Annotated in this window: 14 protein-coding genes and 1 pseudogene; 6 read left to right on the forward strand and 9 right to left on the reverse strand. The window is 33.9% G+C overall.

Features of this window, described 5'->3' with window-relative positions; all coding sequences use genetic code 11:
• Positions 1-492, forward strand: a pseudogene (locus tag RMA95_RS10160) (transposase); the annotation flags it as partial.
• Between the two features lie 112 nt (positions 493-604).
• Positions 605-5,344, forward strand: a complete 4,740-nt coding sequence (locus tag RMA95_RS10165) for an RHS repeat-associated core domain-containing protein (protein WP_311070335.1) — start codon at positions 605-607, stop codon at positions 5,342-5,344.
• Between the two features lie 406 nt (positions 5,345-5,750).
• Here RMA95_RS10165 and RMA95_RS10170 read toward each other — a convergent pair whose 3' ends face one another.
• Entirely contained in the window at positions 5,751-6,350 is a 600-nt protein-coding gene (locus RMA95_RS10170) for a TetR/AcrR family transcriptional regulator (protein ID WP_311070336.1), read from the reverse strand.
• Positions 6,351-6,471: 121 nt separating this feature from the next.
• Between RMA95_RS10170 and RMA95_RS10175 the strand changes: the two genes are divergently transcribed.
• Positions 6,472-6,801, forward strand: a complete 330-nt coding sequence (locus RMA95_RS10175) for a darcynin family protein (protein WP_311070337.1) — start codon at positions 6,472-6,474, stop codon at positions 6,799-6,801.
• A 166-nt stretch (positions 6,802-6,967) separates the two neighbouring features.
• Here the strand turns inward: RMA95_RS10175 and RMA95_RS10180 are convergent, their stop codons facing one another.
• A complete protein-coding gene (locus tag RMA95_RS10180) occupies positions 6,968-7,573 on the reverse strand; it encodes a hypothetical protein (RefSeq protein ID WP_311070338.1) in 606 nt (201 codons plus the stop codon).
• Positions 7,574-7,939: 366 nt separating this feature from the next.
• On the opposite strand from RMA95_RS10180, the gene RMA95_RS10185 reads away from it, so the two are divergent.
• Positions 7,940-8,245 (forward strand): darcynin family protein, encoded by a 306-nt coding sequence (locus tag RMA95_RS10185; protein ID WP_311070361.1) that lies wholly within the window; start codon positions 7,940-7,942, stop codon positions 8,243-8,245.
• Positions 8,246-8,399: 154 nt separating this feature from the next.
• On the opposite strand, the gene RMA95_RS10190 is transcribed toward RMA95_RS10185, so the two are convergent.
• The 6 genes from RMA95_RS10190 to RMA95_RS10215 all read right to left on the reverse strand — a co-directional run bounded on the left by RMA95_RS10190 (position 8,400) and on the right by RMA95_RS10215 (position 15,674).
• Positions 8,400-8,726: a hypothetical protein gene (locus RMA95_RS10190; RefSeq protein ID WP_311070339.1), complete on the reverse strand. Its 327-nt coding sequence runs from the start codon at positions 8,724-8,726 to the stop codon at positions 8,400-8,402.
• 28 nt (positions 8,727-8,754) lie between these two features.
• The gene (locus tag RMA95_RS10195; RefSeq protein WP_311070340.1) at positions 8,755-9,069 is read right to left on the reverse strand and encodes a hypothetical protein; all 315 of its coding nucleotides are present in this window, start codon (positions 9,067-9,069) and stop codon (positions 8,755-8,757) included.
• 100 nt (positions 9,070-9,169) lie between these two features.
• Positions 9,170-9,475, reverse strand: coding sequence for a hypothetical protein (locus tag RMA95_RS10200; protein WP_311070341.1), 306 nt, complete (start codon positions 9,473-9,475; stop codon positions 9,170-9,172).
• Positions 9,476-9,478: 3 nt separating this feature from the next.
• Entirely contained in the window at positions 9,479-10,504 is a 1,026-nt protein-coding gene (locus RMA95_RS10205) for an RHS repeat domain-containing protein (protein WP_409187557.1), read from the reverse strand.
• Positions 10,505-10,514: 10 nt separating this feature from the next.
• Complete coding sequence (locus RMA95_RS10210) at positions 10,515-15,305, reverse strand: RHS repeat protein (protein WP_311070342.1); 4,791 nt, start codon at positions 15,303-15,305, stop codon at positions 10,515-10,517.
• A gap of 21 nt (positions 15,306-15,326) precedes the next feature.
• Entirely contained in the window at positions 15,327-15,674 is a 348-nt protein-coding gene (locus RMA95_RS10215; RefSeq protein WP_311070343.1) for a hypothetical protein, read from the reverse strand.
• 442 nt (positions 15,675-16,116) lie between these two features.
• Here RMA95_RS10215 and RMA95_RS10220 point away from each other — a divergent pair, with 442 nt between their 5' ends.
• On the forward strand, positions 16,117-16,443 hold the full coding sequence (locus RMA95_RS10220) for an ABC transporter ATP-binding protein (protein WP_311070344.1): 327 nt from the start codon (positions 16,117-16,119) through the stop codon (positions 16,441-16,443).
• A gap of 2 nt (positions 16,444-16,445) precedes the next feature.
• Positions 16,446-16,784, forward strand: coding sequence for a hypothetical protein (locus RMA95_RS10225; RefSeq protein ID WP_311070345.1), 339 nt, complete (start codon positions 16,446-16,448; stop codon positions 16,782-16,784).
• 273 nt (positions 16,785-17,057) lie between these two features.
• Here RMA95_RS10225 and RMA95_RS10230 read toward each other — a convergent pair whose 3' ends face one another.
• Positions 17,058-17,612, reverse strand: coding sequence for a TetR/AcrR family transcriptional regulator (locus tag RMA95_RS10230; RefSeq protein ID WP_311070362.1), 555 nt, complete (start codon positions 17,610-17,612; stop codon positions 17,058-17,060).
• Positions 17,613-17,772 lie beyond the last annotated feature (160 nt).

Consider the following 17,772-nt stretch of genomic DNA (forward strand, 5'->3'; position numbering starts at 1 on the left):
GTTCAGTTCAGTTCAGTTCAGTTCAGTTCAGTTCAGTTCAGTTCAGTTCAGTTCACAACGAACAATATCAGTGCTTCACAGGTACTTGGTGATTTATTTCATCAAATTCCGCAAAAAGAACAAATGGACTCCGTCTATGCTGATAGTACTTATGACACAAAGCGACGCCGTCAATTGATTACATCTAGAAAAACTCATGCAGCTATTCTACCAAGAAAGAATGCAAAATCGTGGAAAGATACCAAACCTCATTCACTAGAGAGAAATGAACTATTAAGAACGGTTAAGCATTTGGGAAAGACGATATGGAAAAATTGGGCAGGCTATCATTGAAAAAGTTTAGTGGAAACCAAGATGTACTGTATCAAACTGTTAGGAGATAAACTGACTAATAGAAACTTCCCAAGCCAAGTGAACAAGATTCACACACGCGTAGCAGTGCTCAATAAATTTATAGAATTAGGTCGACCTCATACCCAAGTTGCCACTTAAATTTGTGTAGCTTAGAAAAACTTAGCTTTTAAGGCTTTGTGCAACAAAGTCTTAAAAGCTAGGTTCTAACAAGAAGAATCTGAAATTTAATAGCGAAAATTGATATTAAATTATGAACTTTAAAAGTAAACTAGCTATATATTTATATGTTAATGAAAATAAAGTGAAAAAAGTTTTTTTTATAGTAATCTTGGGGCTGATTATTGCTGAATCATCTTTAGCCGAATGTATTCAAAATGCTGGGAATAAGCAATGTACTCCTGCAAAACCTACAGACTGGATTGCAAAAGATAACAAAGGTCAGCAATACACTTTTAAAGGTAATAGAGAAATAAACACAAGTGATGTGGCACCTTTAGTACCATTATTTTTTCCACCTGTTATAGATAATAATCTTACTATATATACAAAAATCATGGAAAACAGTAGGTTTCATTATAAAGCTTTCTGGAAATCATGGAGTTTTCTAGAGACAAATTCGAGACGAACTGAAGATTTTGCAATGTTTTCTAGAGATACCTGTTATTTTCGGAAGCTAGAAGGAACTACAAGCTGTGACAGTGATAATGCAATAGTTAATACTGATGAATATGGTGTAAGTAATGAAGGTCGAAGTTATATTGCCATTGGATTTAAAAGAGAATGGTATTGTCCCAAGACCCTAAGTGGTATAAATTTTCAAAAATCTGATAACTTAAAATTAGATTATTTTAATTATGCTCGTACGAGTATATCTTCTAAATCCCCTTTTATAAGAATGTGCGAACCTCCCTTATATCTTCCTAAGAAAGGGGTATCCTGTTCTGTTGGAAATCCTTGTTCCGTTACAACAGGAAATAAATTTTTAAAGGAAAATGACTGGGATTCCCCTCAAAATGTACTTAAATTTGAAAGATTTTATAACAGCATCAACTCCACTGAAGTAAAACCAGGCAATAGCCCTGGATGGAATCATAATTTTAGTAAAAAATTATTATTTTTAGATATTTATGATAATACCAATGTCCTTGAAAATGGAACTTTTGAGAGTGCAGATAAGGATTACCTTCAAGGCATCTTATTACGGGATGATGGAAATGAAGTCCTGATATCAAAAAATTATACAGATAGTACTATTGCAGGAGCTGGTGGATGGTTTATTGCACGTGATGAAAGTTTAAAAATTACTCAGCAACAAGATGGATTATGGCGAGTTGACCAGCTTAAAACTGGTATAAAAGAATATTACGATCAGACGGGTAAATTTATAAAAATGATCTATCCGAATGGTCAGTTTATTACTTTGAGTTATGCAGACATCCAGTTGAATAGTACAACCCTACTGACAGGCATGTTGACTCAGGTCACTAACAATTTTGGTCGAAGTCTTAAATTTAACTATAATCCTCAGAGCTTGCTTGCTTCAGTCACCCTTCCAAATAATAAAAAGATCACCTTTAAGTATGATACACAGAACCGTTTAATTAGCGTGACTCGCCCCGGTTACGGTACAAAAATCTATCACTATAGTGAAAGCAGCACGGCTGCACCTTCCGGCAATCCGAATCTTTTAACAGGGATTACGGATGAAGCAGATAAACGCTATGCGAACTATGCATATGATTCAGCAGATCGTGGAATTTTGACTGAACATGCAGGAGGTGCACAAAAATATACTTTGCAGCACGGAGATAAAACAACTAGTGTCACAGATCCGAGTGGTACAGCTTGGCTATATAATAAAACTTTGGCATCAGGAACTCCACGGATTAGTAGCAGTATTCGTGCTAATGTTACTCAAGCTCAAAACAGTTATGACCAAGCAGGCAATATCACCCAAAAAATGGAAAAAGGGTTAACCACAAAATATACCTACGATCTTTCCCGTAATCTTGAAACTTCTCGTACCGAAGCTGTTGGCACAGTAGAGGAACGAAAAATAGAGACGACTTGGCATACAGATTTTCCTAAACCGACTGAAATAAAAAAATCAGCGGGTGGACAAACGTTAATAACAATGACTTTCACTTATGACAATAATGGTAATGTTTTAACCAAGACAATTACTGATCCACAAACTCAAGAAGCTCGTACGTGGTCATATGAATACAATAATTTTGATCAACTGATTAAAGAAACCAGTCCACAAGGACAAATAAGCAGTTACCAATATGATGAAAGCAATGTAAATTTATTAAAAACCACGGGTGCTGATGGTGTTATCACCACCTATAGCCAGCATAATGCTGATGGACAACCACAGCATATTGAAAGCTCAAACGGTCAAGTAACTGATTTTGTTTATGACGATGCAGGGCGAATCATTCAGCAGAAACAGACTATTCAGCAAAGTTCATTGAGCTCAAATGGTTATTCACTGAGTTGGTGGCAGGTTCTAGTCAATAATATCTATGAAGCATTTGGCTCAGATGCACTTTATACAGCAGACAACCAAACGCCTGAGGTTACCGAAAGTGTTACCACACAAACTGCGACAACAAGCTATGAATATGACCTTCGTGGTTTATTGATCGCAACAACCCTACCTGATGGTGAACGGATTGAATACACCTATGACGATGCACATCGTTTAAAAGAAATTAAAGACCAGTCAGGCAATAGAACGGTTTATAGTTTAAATGCCAATGGTGATATTACCCAAACTGAAGTTTATGGAACTGCAGGGCAACTTGAAGCTAAAAACCAACAAGTGTATGACAGTTTAGGACGCTTACAACAGTCTGTCGGGAATAACCAACAACTGCAAACCACAAGCTATAACAACTATGATCAGGTGCAATCGGATAAAAATGCACTGAATCAAAGTTATAGTTATAGTTATGATGTTTTAGGGCGCCAAATCAGTGAAACAGATCCTTTAAATGGCATCAATAAAACGGAATATGATTCTTTTGATCAGATCAAAAAAATAATTGATGCTAAAAATGGTATAACCACCTATCAGTACAATGCTTTTGGTGAAAAGATTGCTCAAAATAGTCCTGATACAGGTGTAACCGCATACCAGTATCAAAATGGCTTGTTGAAAGAAAAAATAGATGCACTTCAACTGAAGCATCAATATGAATACGATACGCAAGGACGTGTAACATTACAAAAAGACCAAAAAACAGATGGCAGTGATAGTTACGAGCAAACCGAATTTGTCTATGGTCAAACAGGTGATAATCAAGGCAAACTTATCATAGCCAAAAACAAACGCACAGAAACCTATTTTAGTTATAACAATTTAGGTTTAGTCCGTCAAAAAGATATAAAATATTTGACGACAAATCAAAGTGCAGCACCACAACTCAAGCTCAACTACAGCTACACCTTGGGTGGAAAGTTAAAACAATTGGCTTTACCAAGTGGAAATGTAGTCAATTACGACTATAACGCTACAGGTCAGTTAACAGGAATACGCTTAAACGATCAGTCATTTGTTGACAATATTCAATATAATGCCAATGGTGTCAAAGGCTGGACATATAGTGGTGTAGGTGATTCAGTCCAGTACTACTATGATTTAGATGGTCGTATCAAACAAATTCAGATGCCGAATATCTTTGATAAGAATTACAGCTTCGACAGAGCAGATCGTATTCTATCCATCAATGACAGTTATCAAAACCTACTCAACAACAGCTTTAAATATGATGCTTTGAGCCGTTTAACCGAACAGACCACCGCAGATAAAACCCTTAAATATACCTATGACAAAAACAGTAACCGTTTAAGCCGTCAAGTTCTTCAAGGTTCAACAAGCAATACTGAAAACTATATGATTGCTACAAACAGCAATCGGTTAAGCAATATTCAGCAAGGGACGGCAAATAAACCTTATACCTATTTGGCGACAGGTCAGATTACTTTTGATGGGACGAGAAGCTACACTTATGATGCCCAAGGTCGTAGTGAAACCATCAGCGATACACCAAATAGTATTTTAAATGGTTATGATGCTTTTGGTCAGCGTATTCAAAAGTTTACTACTATCGCTGGAGCCACATTTCAAACTTTATTTGTTTATGATGAAAATGGACAATTGTTGGGTGAATATTCACCTGATGGCAAAGTGATCCGTGAATATATTTGGTTGAATTGGACATTGGTTGGTATTCGTTCTTATCAATATCCAAATGAAATTTTACGAGTGCATACTGATCATTTAGGTACACCTAGAGCAATTTCAGATAATCAAAACCAAGTTGTGTGGCGTTGGGAAGGCGATCAGTTTGGGGATGTGTTGCCTCAGTCTTCAGTCAATTTAGTGATGCCGATGAGACATGCCGGTCAGTATTTTGATAGTGAAGTCGGGATTTTTTATAATTATTTCAGGGATTATAATCCTATTACCGGCAAGTATGTTGAAAGTGACCCTATTGGGTTGGATGGTGGGCTGAATACTTATGGGTATGTTGGTGGGGATGCGCTGGGGGCAGTCGATCCTAAAGGGTTAGCTACTCAAGCAGAAGTTTCAAAGGCTCTTAGTTTATTAAGAAAGCATTATCCAAATAAATTTACAAAGAATCCTAACTCCGTTAATTTCTCTGATATTAATGGATTAGGATTAACAAATTTGAATAATCATATTGTGATGGATTCTAAAAGATTTAATATAAATGGTGTTTGTTATAAGAAGGATGATGATATTCAATTTCTACAAACTTTAGCACATGAGTTTTTGCATGTTAATGAAAATATGTTTAGACGTATTTTGAGTAATTCTTTTCGAATAAATAATCCTCTAGGTTATTTTCATAGGAAATTAGATGATGAAGCTAATGATATGATAACTAGTGATATAGTTCGGGAGATGGAAGAGTTTAGAGAAAGTGAGAATTGTAATGAATGTAAAAATGAGAATTAATATAAAGTTAAGTTATTTTCTTCTGATTTTTTAGGATACTCTCATTTCGATGAAAAAAATTCTAGAAGCATTATAAGAAATTCACTTTTATTTCATATAAATCAAAATATTACTCTTTATTAAAAAGCCCAATTCATAATATTTGGGCTTTTTTAATGATTTGCCACGTTTTACTATTACTTATTGATCAACTCTCCAAAATTTCATGTAATCTCTATTAATTCTAAAGCAGATAATATCTACTCTAATCTAAAATCATTCTTACAATGACTCACTACCCTATCCTGCATACATACACTTAAGTAATTCGAGTATCTAAAAGCATCTTCCAAAGAATTTATCAAATTTATATACTCTTTCTTCACAATGACATGGGTTGTACCGCTGTAACATTGGCTTATGTTCGCTAGCTCAAATCCAAATATCCAAATACAGCTTTTTCAACTCGCTGCTGTAAATCATTTAAATCACTTTCCCCTGCTATACCTGCTGCGTTAATCATTCCTTTACTTAAGGCAATTACATCTTGTGCGGCTGTCTTTGCATGTGAAATACCTGAGCGTATAAACAGATCAGAAATTATGATCTCAAACTCATGTTGAAGCTCATTTTCCTCAGTGTCTTTACCAATGAGTTCAGAAGCAAATTCTAAGGTTCGTGCCAACTGTGGACGGCTCAATTGATGTTGCACAGCAGCGTGTATGATGAGTTTTAATTTTTCTTTTAAGTCTGCGGCGTCGTGTTGCTGTATAGCTTCAACAATACGATTTGAAAGCTCAGCCCGCTCACGTCGAATTAACTCGACGATTAGGGCATCTTTAGAAGGAAAGTACTGATATAGGCTACCAATGCTTACGCCAGCAAGTTCAGCCACGGCATTTGTGTTAAATCCAGCAAAGCCTAAAGACTCTAAAATGCGAGCAGCCGCCTCTAAAATAGCTTCAAATGTAGCCACTGACCGTGCTTGACGCGGGCGTTTGCGTGGGTCTGGAAGTGTTTCTGACATGGGTCGAAATACGAGTATTTAATGTGAGCAATCACTCATATACTGACTGAGTCATGTTGATATGACAAGCAAATGCTGTCTTTTCAGTTGAACTACAACTCGCCTCAGTCATGGAGTGGTTATGTCTAGAACCTATACTTTTTTTATTCATTTAAAAGCTTTGCCTGCTTGGTTGACATTAGCTCGTGAAAAGCGAGCTGAGTTTAGTGCACAGAAGCTTGAACCTATTTTTGAGAAGTACCGGACTGTAAAAGTTCGGTGGTATGACGTTGAAGCGTTTAGCACTAAAGCCAGTGATATTGCTGTGTTTGAGACGACATCTCTGCAAGATTATTATTTTGTGATTGATGCGATTCGAGACTCTGAATTTTGTACAGTACCCTACTTTGAATTTGTCGAAATTATTCCAGCAATTGAAGATGGGTATGTGGAGTATGAAAGTTCATTATAAATTCTATTAATCTAGTTAATTACGGACAATCAGTAGATATTAATTTTAACTAATTAAGGCAGATCCTGAATTTATAAAAACCAGTACTTATTTAACAAACAAGACCATTACTTAAAGGTGATGGTCTTATTATTAATATATTTCACACAATTAAAAAATATTTAATTTAAAACCAATGTGAAATCCATATTCTAATATCATTAAAAGTCTTAACAATAGCATCCCAAGCCTTCTCTATCCATTTAATAATATTTTTGACAAGCTCAGAAATATAAGCAACTATTTTAAGAATCAATTCATTAATAAGTTGATTAATTTTTTGTACAGCAATTAGGATAAGATTTTGAGCTCCTGGAAAAGCCTTACCAATCTCTTTTGCATTAGCTATAATTTTTTTAATATTTTTTGTAGCGTCCTCAATAGCAGATTCACCAATCTTATCAAGTGCTGCATCAAATTCTAATTTTGCAGCAGGAGAATTGTTATCTTTCAACTTCTTACTTGATTTTTTTAGTTCCTCTTCAATAAGGGAAGCAATATGAGTAGACGTATCCTGTGCTTTATTTTTTAAAGCATTCAATTTACTTTGAAAAGAATTATCTGTTGCTTCACCATCATTATTAACATCAGTAACACAGTATTTATTTGTTGCATCTACCAAGCCCAAAGAGTCTTCAATCAAATTATGATAATATGGTATTTCCATACCAGTATTAATATTATTTATGTAGTGCTCTTCCATTTCATTTAGAACATCAACGAAGTTTGTCATATATTATTCCTATAATACTTTTTAATAATTAGTAAGATATTTATTATGATTAGAAATTTTAAACTTTATCATTATGATTTGCGCAAAAAACTTTCTCATCACAACATTAAAAAATATTAACACAACAATTTTACAAGTAAATACCCCCTACATTAATTACAAATAAAAAAACAATAAAATTATTATTAAATTAAAATTAAAAATCATTTAAATAAAATTAAAAAATCACTTAAAAAAACTATATTTTAATTAATCATTTTAAATAATCTAAACACTATTATTAGTAGAACTATTTCATAAATATTTTAATGTAAAAAATTATCTCTAAAATAGTCTAAAATTATGCTCTAAACCTATACTTTTTTTATTCATTTAAGAGCTTTACCCGCTTGGTTAGCTTTAGCTCGTGAAAAGCGGGCTGAGTTTAGTGCACAGAAGCTTGAGCCTATTTTTGAGAAGTACCCGACTGTAAAAGTTCGATGGTATGACGTTGAAGCATTTAGCACTAAAGCCAGTGATATTGCTGTGTTTGAGACGACATCTCTGCAAGATTATTATTTTGTGATTGATGCGATTCGAGACTCTGAGTTTTGTACAGTACCCTACTTTGAGTTTGTAGAGATTATTCCTGCGATTGAAGATGGGTATGTGGAGTATGAGAACTCTTTATAGAAGTCGTAAATGATGCTTAATTTGTACGACCAGCTGTTAGTCTGGTCATTATTATTAAATTCTTTAAATTAAAAGAAATAAATCGTTCTAGCTTGAGATAGCTGAAACTAAGTTTTATGCCTAAAGATATTTTTAAACAAATTTTATTGATCTGTTATTTGGATATATCTAAACGAGTTAAAATTGGTTCTCTACCATCGCAACCATTCACCCATCCCTCTATAAGTGTTTGACCATGGAGCGCTGATAAAAGTGTTGCATACATAATTTTAAATAGCGGATGGTTTGCATTTAGTTTTATTTCATTTGAAGATGCACACCCCTCACCAGTTGCTACTGGACTTTTAAGCACTACAATTACATATGAACCACTGTCATGAACAACTAATTTTCCAACCTTAGTTTGTGGGAAAGGGCTATTCGCAAATACAGAGTTGCAAAATATTAGGCTCAAAAATAGAGTAAAAAATATTTTAGTCATAAGCTTTTTCCATTTATATCAACTCATATCATTTTCTTAAATCTAGCCTAGTTATAACAGGATATTGCCCAAAACAGCCATTAGCCCAACCACTGATCACTGTTTGCGCATGAAATGCGGATAAAAGTGCAGCATACATTTCTTTAAACATATAATGATCTTTTCGCAAAATTACTGCATTAGAGATTCCACAATTTTCGCCTGTTGCTACCGGACTTTTTAATTCTATAATTAAAACATTCCAATTATCATGAACAGTAATTGCGGCTATCTTTGTATTATAAAAACCACTGTTTGCATAAATTGAACTGCAAATTAATAAATTCAAAAAAATAATTAGCATTTTTTTTCATTACTTAAAACCACCTTATTAAAATATTCTATTTTTATAATAGGATATTTAACCTTCATTATCTAAAATAAAATTCATACATCTTATTTAATCACTTAAATTCTATTAATTTTTTTTCAAAATCTTCCAATAATTCATTTTTTTTCTTAGAATCATCAGGAGAAATTAACGAATTTAATATTTCTTCATCACGTTCTATATTAATTAAATGGATACTTAACCACCCAGAACTCCAAAATTCGACTCCCCCTAAAATATTATTCCCCTCTATTTCAACCCTCTCTAAATTACCAAAACCCATTACCTCTCCCTCTGTAGCATTAGAAAAAGTTACTGTATAATTTTCTTTAATTTTAGGAAAAATATTTTTTTTAAAATAATCCATTGAAATATCCATTATTTATTTCCTTTCTAAAATTGGAGTAAGATTTCTATAAGGAGGTAATAATGTGCCTCCTTGTTTCTGAATCATATATTGCTGTGATTTCATTGCATTCGGACCAACTACCTTATACCATCCATCTGCTCCACCTCTTAATAAACTATTAGAAGGAACACTAAACTCAGCATAAACTGAACCTTTGGCTGCACTAGGAAACATTTTCGAACCACCTTGAGTTACAAAAGTTAAACCTCCTGCTCCCTCTAATACATGATTATTAAGTTTCATAGTATTATATTCACCTACTGACATCCATCGACCAACAGTTACCCACTCTGTTGATTTATCCATCCAAATTACAGGACTTACAGTAGTCGCTCCTTTTTGAGCTATATTATAATAAGTAAGTTCTGCTGTAGACATTGAAGCCAGTCTTGCCGAAAACAGCAAAGAAGCTCCACCATATCCCATAATAGCAGCATCACCAATACCACTTGGAGGAGGATTGTTTTTATTTGGAGTATCTGATCTTAAGTTATCAACCCCCCATATCCCAAAAACAAACAATGGAACACAGGCTGGACACAATCCACTTGGATCACTAAAACTATAAGTATCATTCCATCCATACTGATAACGATTGATCTGCCCATGACCTTTCTCTAAAAAAGTCACAGGGTCAGCCTGATAAAATCGTCCTAATACTGGGTTATAGTGCCTTTGTTTTAAGTAAACCAGATCATTCGCATCTTGTACTCCCCCTACAAATGCTTGAGGATTTTTTAGATTGCTCGGTTTCTTTAACTGTAACTGTTGTCCAAAGGGCGCATATTGATACGACTGGCTTACAATCCCTTGTTCATTTATTACCTTTAATGTTGATCCATCAAAGTTTTGTATATGGTATTGAATCCTATCCTTAGCCAGCGTGAGCTGACTAAGAAGTAAAATTAAACTCAACAGCACCAACTGAATAGCAGATGACCATATTTTCTTTGAGTACATATCGTTATTTTTCATTCCACTTTTCATTATTGTTCTCATGGCTACCTCCTTAGTCATCTTCAAGAATAAGATCTAAAACAGTTGGTAACCACGCAGCCATATCCTCATCTGGATCAGGTTCACTCGGATGAATTCCCGCATCTAATACTCCTTTAGCTCCTAGCTGCTTATATTCATAACCATCTTTATAGCCATCACCATCAGTATCAGGATTGTTAGGGTCAGAACCGATGAATCGTTCTAAATAGTCTGGTAAACCATCATCATCACTATCCAGATAGCTATCTAATAAGCTGAGTAATCCAAACTCTGCTGCCTCAAAATTATTGATAAAATCATAGCCATCATTTGCATCTGGATAATTCTCCAGCGTTGCAACCAGTTTATCTCCGACATAAACATAAGCTTGACTATAGCCTGCTCTATGGTTGATCTCGTAAATTAAACGTCCTGCTAAATCATAAATATAATCGGTAATTCCATTTTCCCGTACAGCCCTAACTCTTAGGCCATCTGCATTGTAAATGTAGCTTTCATTACCATTTTTGCTTATACGGTAATAAGCATCGTAATCAAGTGCTCGAATGCCATCATTAGTTACATTGCCCATTCCATCGTAACTAAACTGATAAGGAGATCCACTCACGCTACCCAAACGTGAAGTTCCATTTACATATTGGTAGACGTAAGAAGCGGGTGCAACTAATTGACTTTTTGCCGCCACATTAACTGTATTAATGTCATCATTGTTATAGCTATATTGATAACGTGCGTGATCTTGTTCGATCTGCTTCATTAACCCTGTACCATAGCGGTCAATTGAAGCGTTATACGTTGCGCCACAATTATCAACCATTCTATTAATACGGTTTAATGCATCATATCCATAACTAATACTTACAGCACATTTATTCAGACTGGTTGAACTTACACCTGTAGGTAAACCATTATTTGAATAAGAATAATCCCATGCAACATCAGTATTTGCTTGTACAAAAATCAGCTGATGCAATGCGTTATAGTTAAGTGACTGAATAACATTTGGTATTGAACCAATTTCACCAAATGCATTTTGATTGGACAAATCAACAGCTTTTCCATTTGGATAATTAATAGATACAATCTGATTAAGGTTGTTATAACCAAATCTAAGGGTAAATGCATAATTTGCATCATGAGAGTTAATACTTTGGGTCAGTGAAATAACTCGGCCCAAACTATCACGACCATAACTTTGCGCTGTATTGGCATTACTTGTAGAAATTAAACGACCCGCAGCAGTATAACCATAGCTCGTTGTTACACCACGCCAGTTACGCGAAGCAATTAAATCATTGATTGGATAATATTCAATTGTCTCAACGGAACCATCTTGATGGGTAATCGTATTAATTTTACCCGTAGCATCATAGCCATAGTTTTTTTGTCCGTTGATACTATTATCTTTTTCCGTTGCTAATGAACCATTGCTGTTATAGGTATAACGTTGTGTAGATGCTCCAGATATTGCAGTGATTGGTTTTAATAATGCAAGATCGTAATCTATAAATGTTTCAAAGACCGATCCATCATTTCCTTTTCGGCTCATCTTCGTTTTTATGCTTGAGCTAAAATCACCAGCAGCCAAATAATCAGTTTCAGTTACCCCATAAGCATCAGTAGTGAAAGCAACAGCACCTGTACGCCCTCCACATGACTGATAACAATAATTTATGGTTACACCATTATCTATGACAGTTTTCGGGCGATCAAAAACATCATAGCTCGTTCTTATACCGATATCTGTACCACTAGCAGATGGATTGGAACTAAAAATTACATTACCAAATGCATCATACTGGCTAGAGTTAATAACTGTCTTGTTAGATGTATTTTCGGATGAATAAATAAGTAATCCATCTCCATTATATTTTTCAGTTTTACTATAATTTCCACCATTTTGCATGGTTCTAACAATGTTTAATCCATTGTAATCAATTGTGGTATAACTTAAACCAATAATTGGAGTTTCAACTTTTATACGTCCCGCATCATCATATTTGTTTTGTGAACTAATACCATCCGCATCAGTATGAAATACGATATTACCAAAATCATCTACACCATTTGTCTCTTGCCCACCATTAGCTAGACGGACATTGGTAGGAATACCTTTTTTGTAAGCTGAATATTGAGTGATTTGCTTTCCATTACCAATATCTACTTCCATAGGCAAGCCTATATGTTTGTCTCCCACAATATAATTAGAGAAACAACTAGCGAATTTTGACCAAGCAAAATCAGAAAGGTTACCTAAACATGCACTAAAAGAAACTGTTTCATATTTAAATTTAGTAATCTGGCCTTCTTTATTCTCAGTATTAATTGCACCTTGGGGATCATAGTCAATCGATTGTATAATATAGGTACCTGAAGTTTTTTGACGAGGTAATCCCGTAATCCAAGGTAAGCTACCATCATCAACAGCACTATTTGTAGGATCTGCATTGAAGTAAGCCATCCTCATACTTGGCAAAGATATTGGATTCGTACCATTTAAACCCGTAGACTCAATTGTTTGCGCGTTGCCATACTGATCGAAATCTTTATAAGTTGTACCATAAGCGCCGTTGTGATTAATCGTTTTATTTGAGAGCCGAACTAAAAATACATCTTCATTATCAGAATAATTATCGTTGATTGTCTTAGGTTTTTGACCAATTAGATTTAATGTAATCCAATTATAGATCTCTTCTCTCGAATCAATAGATATCTTTTTAAGTAGACCATGTTTGAAATTTTCAGCACTACCGCCCTCATATGCTGACATAACATAATTATATACTTTAGATAATCCTGTTGTACTATCTTTAACTGTTACCGATGTATTTTGTTCATTTGCATCTTTATTACGACTATAAGCATAAGTAATTTGTAATGGATTTACATCTGACCCCGTATAGTTTGAAGTAGTTATTTTATAAGATTTAGATTCAACAAATCCTGGGCGAGATTCATTTATTAAAGTGTAAGTCCAATTGACTGATTTGGTATTAATTAAACCATTAGAAGAACCCTTATAGTAATTAATACCAGTTAAATCACTATAAAACCATAAGAAATCTTGAGCAGTCATACTTGAAGCTGCAGGTGTTGCACTCCCCGCTATTCGATATGGACCACCATAATTATAACTTACAGCATCTCCTGTAATATATCCGGCTGTTTGTAAATAAATAGAAGCAGAATTATTATCTTGAAAACTACCAATTGTTCCACCAGTTGGTAATGTATCAGAAAGTTTATAGTTTGAAAGAATCTTTTGACTTGTATAGTTATAAGCAGACCATTCTTTATAGCCTCCATTGATATAACGCAATATTCTTTTCAGGGTTATATCACCAGAAATATTATCAAACTGGCTCTCATCAGCATTTTCATTGCCATCTCGACTCTTCACATAATTAAGAACTAGTTCAGGAGTACTCTCATTAACAACTTTGCCATCAAGTGTGTGTTGTACAGATTTTAGGAAAAATTTATTTGTATAATTAAAATTATTATAAATCAATGTACTAGTTTTTTTATTAAAATAGTTTAAAATATAGCCCTCATTAAACTGATTTTCAATTTTTGAAGCATAAATCGAAACACGACCAGGAATATAATCACTTCCGAAAAATGAAGTAAACCCGGTTTGATTCTCTCTATTTTCACTTGGGAAATGATAACTTACTCCATTATTTGATCTTACGATAAAATCTTTTCCTGAATTTGAACAACTTATATACCAATTATCTTGAGAAATATACTTTGCTGATTGAGGATACCCTGAAACACCACTTTTAATTGGATAAAAAGTTATATTTTTTTGCCCTGGAAGATATAGACTTATTGGTCTTTGTCTTGAATCAACATTGGATGATGTATTAAGTGTAGAAGTTTGTGTAATATCATTTAATAATGAAGGTGATCTAATTTTTTCGATATTATGATAGTAAAGATATCCAATAATCACTTGCCTAATTACACTATCCATTAAGGCATTATTTGTTTGTACTGTAAATGATGAGTTTACAGCTAAACTATCTAACACACTACTAATATTTCCGGTAGTTAATCTAGTACCATTAACTAAAACTGTCACCTGCCCAGTTTGTAATACATTCATTATACTTTGCTTATATTTTGCTTTTTCAGTTGCCGCTTGGCTTGAAGAGACAGTTAAGGCATTTACATTATTCTGATAGGCATTAAATAATTGAAATTGTAAATTTGATGCAGCATTCTGTGCTTGTTGTTTATTATATTGAGCATTTGAATCGCCTGTTAAGCTACCAAAATACTGTACTAGATTTATAATTGTACTTAATGTTTGATTCGCCAGTGCAACATTTACTTGATTAATATATGTTTTTTCAATTTTATTTCTAAAACTTGAATTTGTAAGAGAGGCAGTATAACTAGGTCTTCCCGAACTATTATTTGTTGCATCGCCATTTGCTTCACAAATCCCTGCGCCATTATCACCTTGTAAGATAGTGGAAGGGCCTGTCATCATCACTAATCTAGGTGATTCCAACTCCCAGTTACCCATAGAACGGAAGCCATTATTAACTTTTCCGTAAGAACGTGAAAGAGTAAAATTTAGTCCACGATCACCTTTTAAAGTCACTTCTGGAACGTCATAAACGAGGTTACCACTCATTAAATCTACATAACCATTGGGTGTTTTTTCTTGTCCTGTATCTCCAATACTTTGATCAGAGGGAAAAGAAGTCCTAGCTATAGCCCAATCAATTACTCCTGCATAAGTAAATGAAGAGAGTATGGCCAAAAAAATACCTATTATTATTTGCATAAAATATCCTTTTTTATTCTATTAATTTTTCTGGATTTGAACCGTACCTATATCCTCGCCATCTACCCAACGAGTACAGGTATTCATCCCATCAATCTTCACTGTTTTATTTGACGCTTGAGCCATCATTAATAATGCCAACAGTCTTTTACCCGTTGCACTATTTTCATTTTTGATCATCATATAATTGCGGTCTTGTGCACAACTTGGTAAATCACCAGAACGACTACCTATGATATCTACCCAGACTAGGCCATCCACTTCACGAATGTTAATAGAGGAAACTTTCCCGATATAGGTGCTTGAAAATGCATTGTTTACAAATAAAATTTGTATAAAAAAAATCATACTTAGAAATATTTTTTTCATTCCAATTCTTTACTTTTTGTTAAAATTACACATAAAATATATTTTATTAAATAAAATTACAATATCTACATTATTTACTCATACTTAAGGATTTGAAAATGATGGAATAGAAATTTTAGCTTTTTGATTAATAGCTTTTAGTACATCAACATATCCAAATGAAAAGGAAATAGCTAAGAAATTGTAGATATTGGGCTTTTTAAAGTTGATAAAGTTGGCTTATAAATTTGTTTAAAGCGATTGTAGGCTCTAAATAATTTTATAGTTTTTTATTGACTAATGAGTACAAAATTTCAAGTTCAGCTAAATAGAGATAGGATCAATACTTTTTTCTGTCTGCTATTTTTAGCTAAATTTTTTATATTAAAGTTCATATCTCTAATATAAAACAAGATAGTAACTCTTGCTTAACTGGATATCTACTAATGTAATGGAAAATTAAATGAAAAAAATTTTATTGTATTTTATGATTGTATGCACTGGTATTCAAAATGCTAATGCAGAACAAGATTACGTGAGCGGAACTCTAACTAAGATAACTAGTGTGACAGAAGGGCTTTTAATAAAATTAGAATCAGGAAATCTTCCAGATGTTTGTAAAAATAAAACTGCTTATGGTTGGATGCTTATTCCTCAGGCCCGTAAGACTATAATTGCCGTAACACTATCTCAATGGTATCAAAAAAAAAGAAGTGTAACGGTTTACGTTGATAGAGATTATTCTAATAATCCTAGTTTTTGTACAGTACAACAAGTAGAGCCTTTATAATTATGAAAAAACTATTATTTTTTGTATTTCTAACATTATGTTTTAATACCACTTTATTTGCAGCTGAAAGCGTCGAGGGTAGAAAAATCATAGATATTGGCTGCCATGCAGATTCTGGTATATGCTATGTTACTTTATCAGGTAGTCCTTTTGGCTCAACCTTAGGCTGTCGTTTCCCTCAAACAAATGAATTTAGATTTGAAAATGTTGAGACATCTCATGGGAAACGTGCATATGCTTCGTTATTAGCTGCTTTTTTAGCAAAAAAAACTGTAGATGTTTATCTGGCTGGCTGTACATCACAAGGGCATCCTAATTTAGTATTCTTTCACATTCGTTAATATTATTAGAACACACTTAAGTTTTAATTATTTTAGGATGTGATACATACGTATCTTATCAATTTTATAGTAAAAATAGGGGATATAAAATTCAATATTTTATATCCCCTTTATTATAATTTATTAAGTTAACTAATATAAAATTAAATTTTTTACAACTTATTGAATAGCTAAACTTACTCACCCGTTATTAAAGAAATAAATTTTATAATTATTGAATAAATTTAAATTTTTATAGTGGTATTTTAAGCGTTAAAACTCAAATAGCTGCTTTTAAGAGCCCCTCCCCCAAAACCACTCCAACACCTTATCCCGTTCATCCAAACTATTAGAGCTTAAAACCTGTAGCAGCAAACCATCGATCAGGTTTACGACCATGTCGGCATCGAATTTTGGCTCGCGGATTTCCCCGCTAAAAATCAGGTCAAAAATTTCATGGCGCAGCCACTTTCGGTATTCAACCGCCATACGGTAAGCCTGCGGGTAAAGCAGTTTTATTTCAAAAATGGCCTTAAGTAAAAGGTTGTACAGGCTGCTTAAATTGGCATGTAACACAATAATTGCTTTAAGTTTATCTTTTGAAGTGTAGTAACGGCTTGAGTAAATGATCGAGAGCACCTCTTCTCTGAGCAGACTTTTTTGAAAGGCAATGCACATTTCAATTAAGCCTTCTTTCGAGTGGAAATAGTTATAAAGCGTACCTTTGGCGATTTTGGTTTCTTTAGCAATCAGGTCGATGCCTGCATTGTGGAACCCATGCGTTGTAATAAGTTGTATAGTGGTTTGAACAGCCAGTAATTTTTTGGAAGAGGTTTCTAAATTTCGCATAGTTTTACCGTTTTTAAATTCTTGTTGTTTCTGCATGAGATAAAAAGCCTGTGCCCTTTTTGGGAGAAAAAAAGGCACAGCAAAGCCGCAAGACGGTGCTTGGCACATCTCAAGTTTTGTTGTTGCTAAGTTTTAAGTAAAAATGACTTAAAGCCTGAAA

This window comes from Acinetobacter sp. V110_1, from assembly GCF_031798975.1.
GTDB classification, from domain to species: domain Bacteria; phylum Pseudomonadota; class Gammaproteobacteria; order Pseudomonadales; family Moraxellaceae; genus Acinetobacter; species Acinetobacter nosocomialis_A.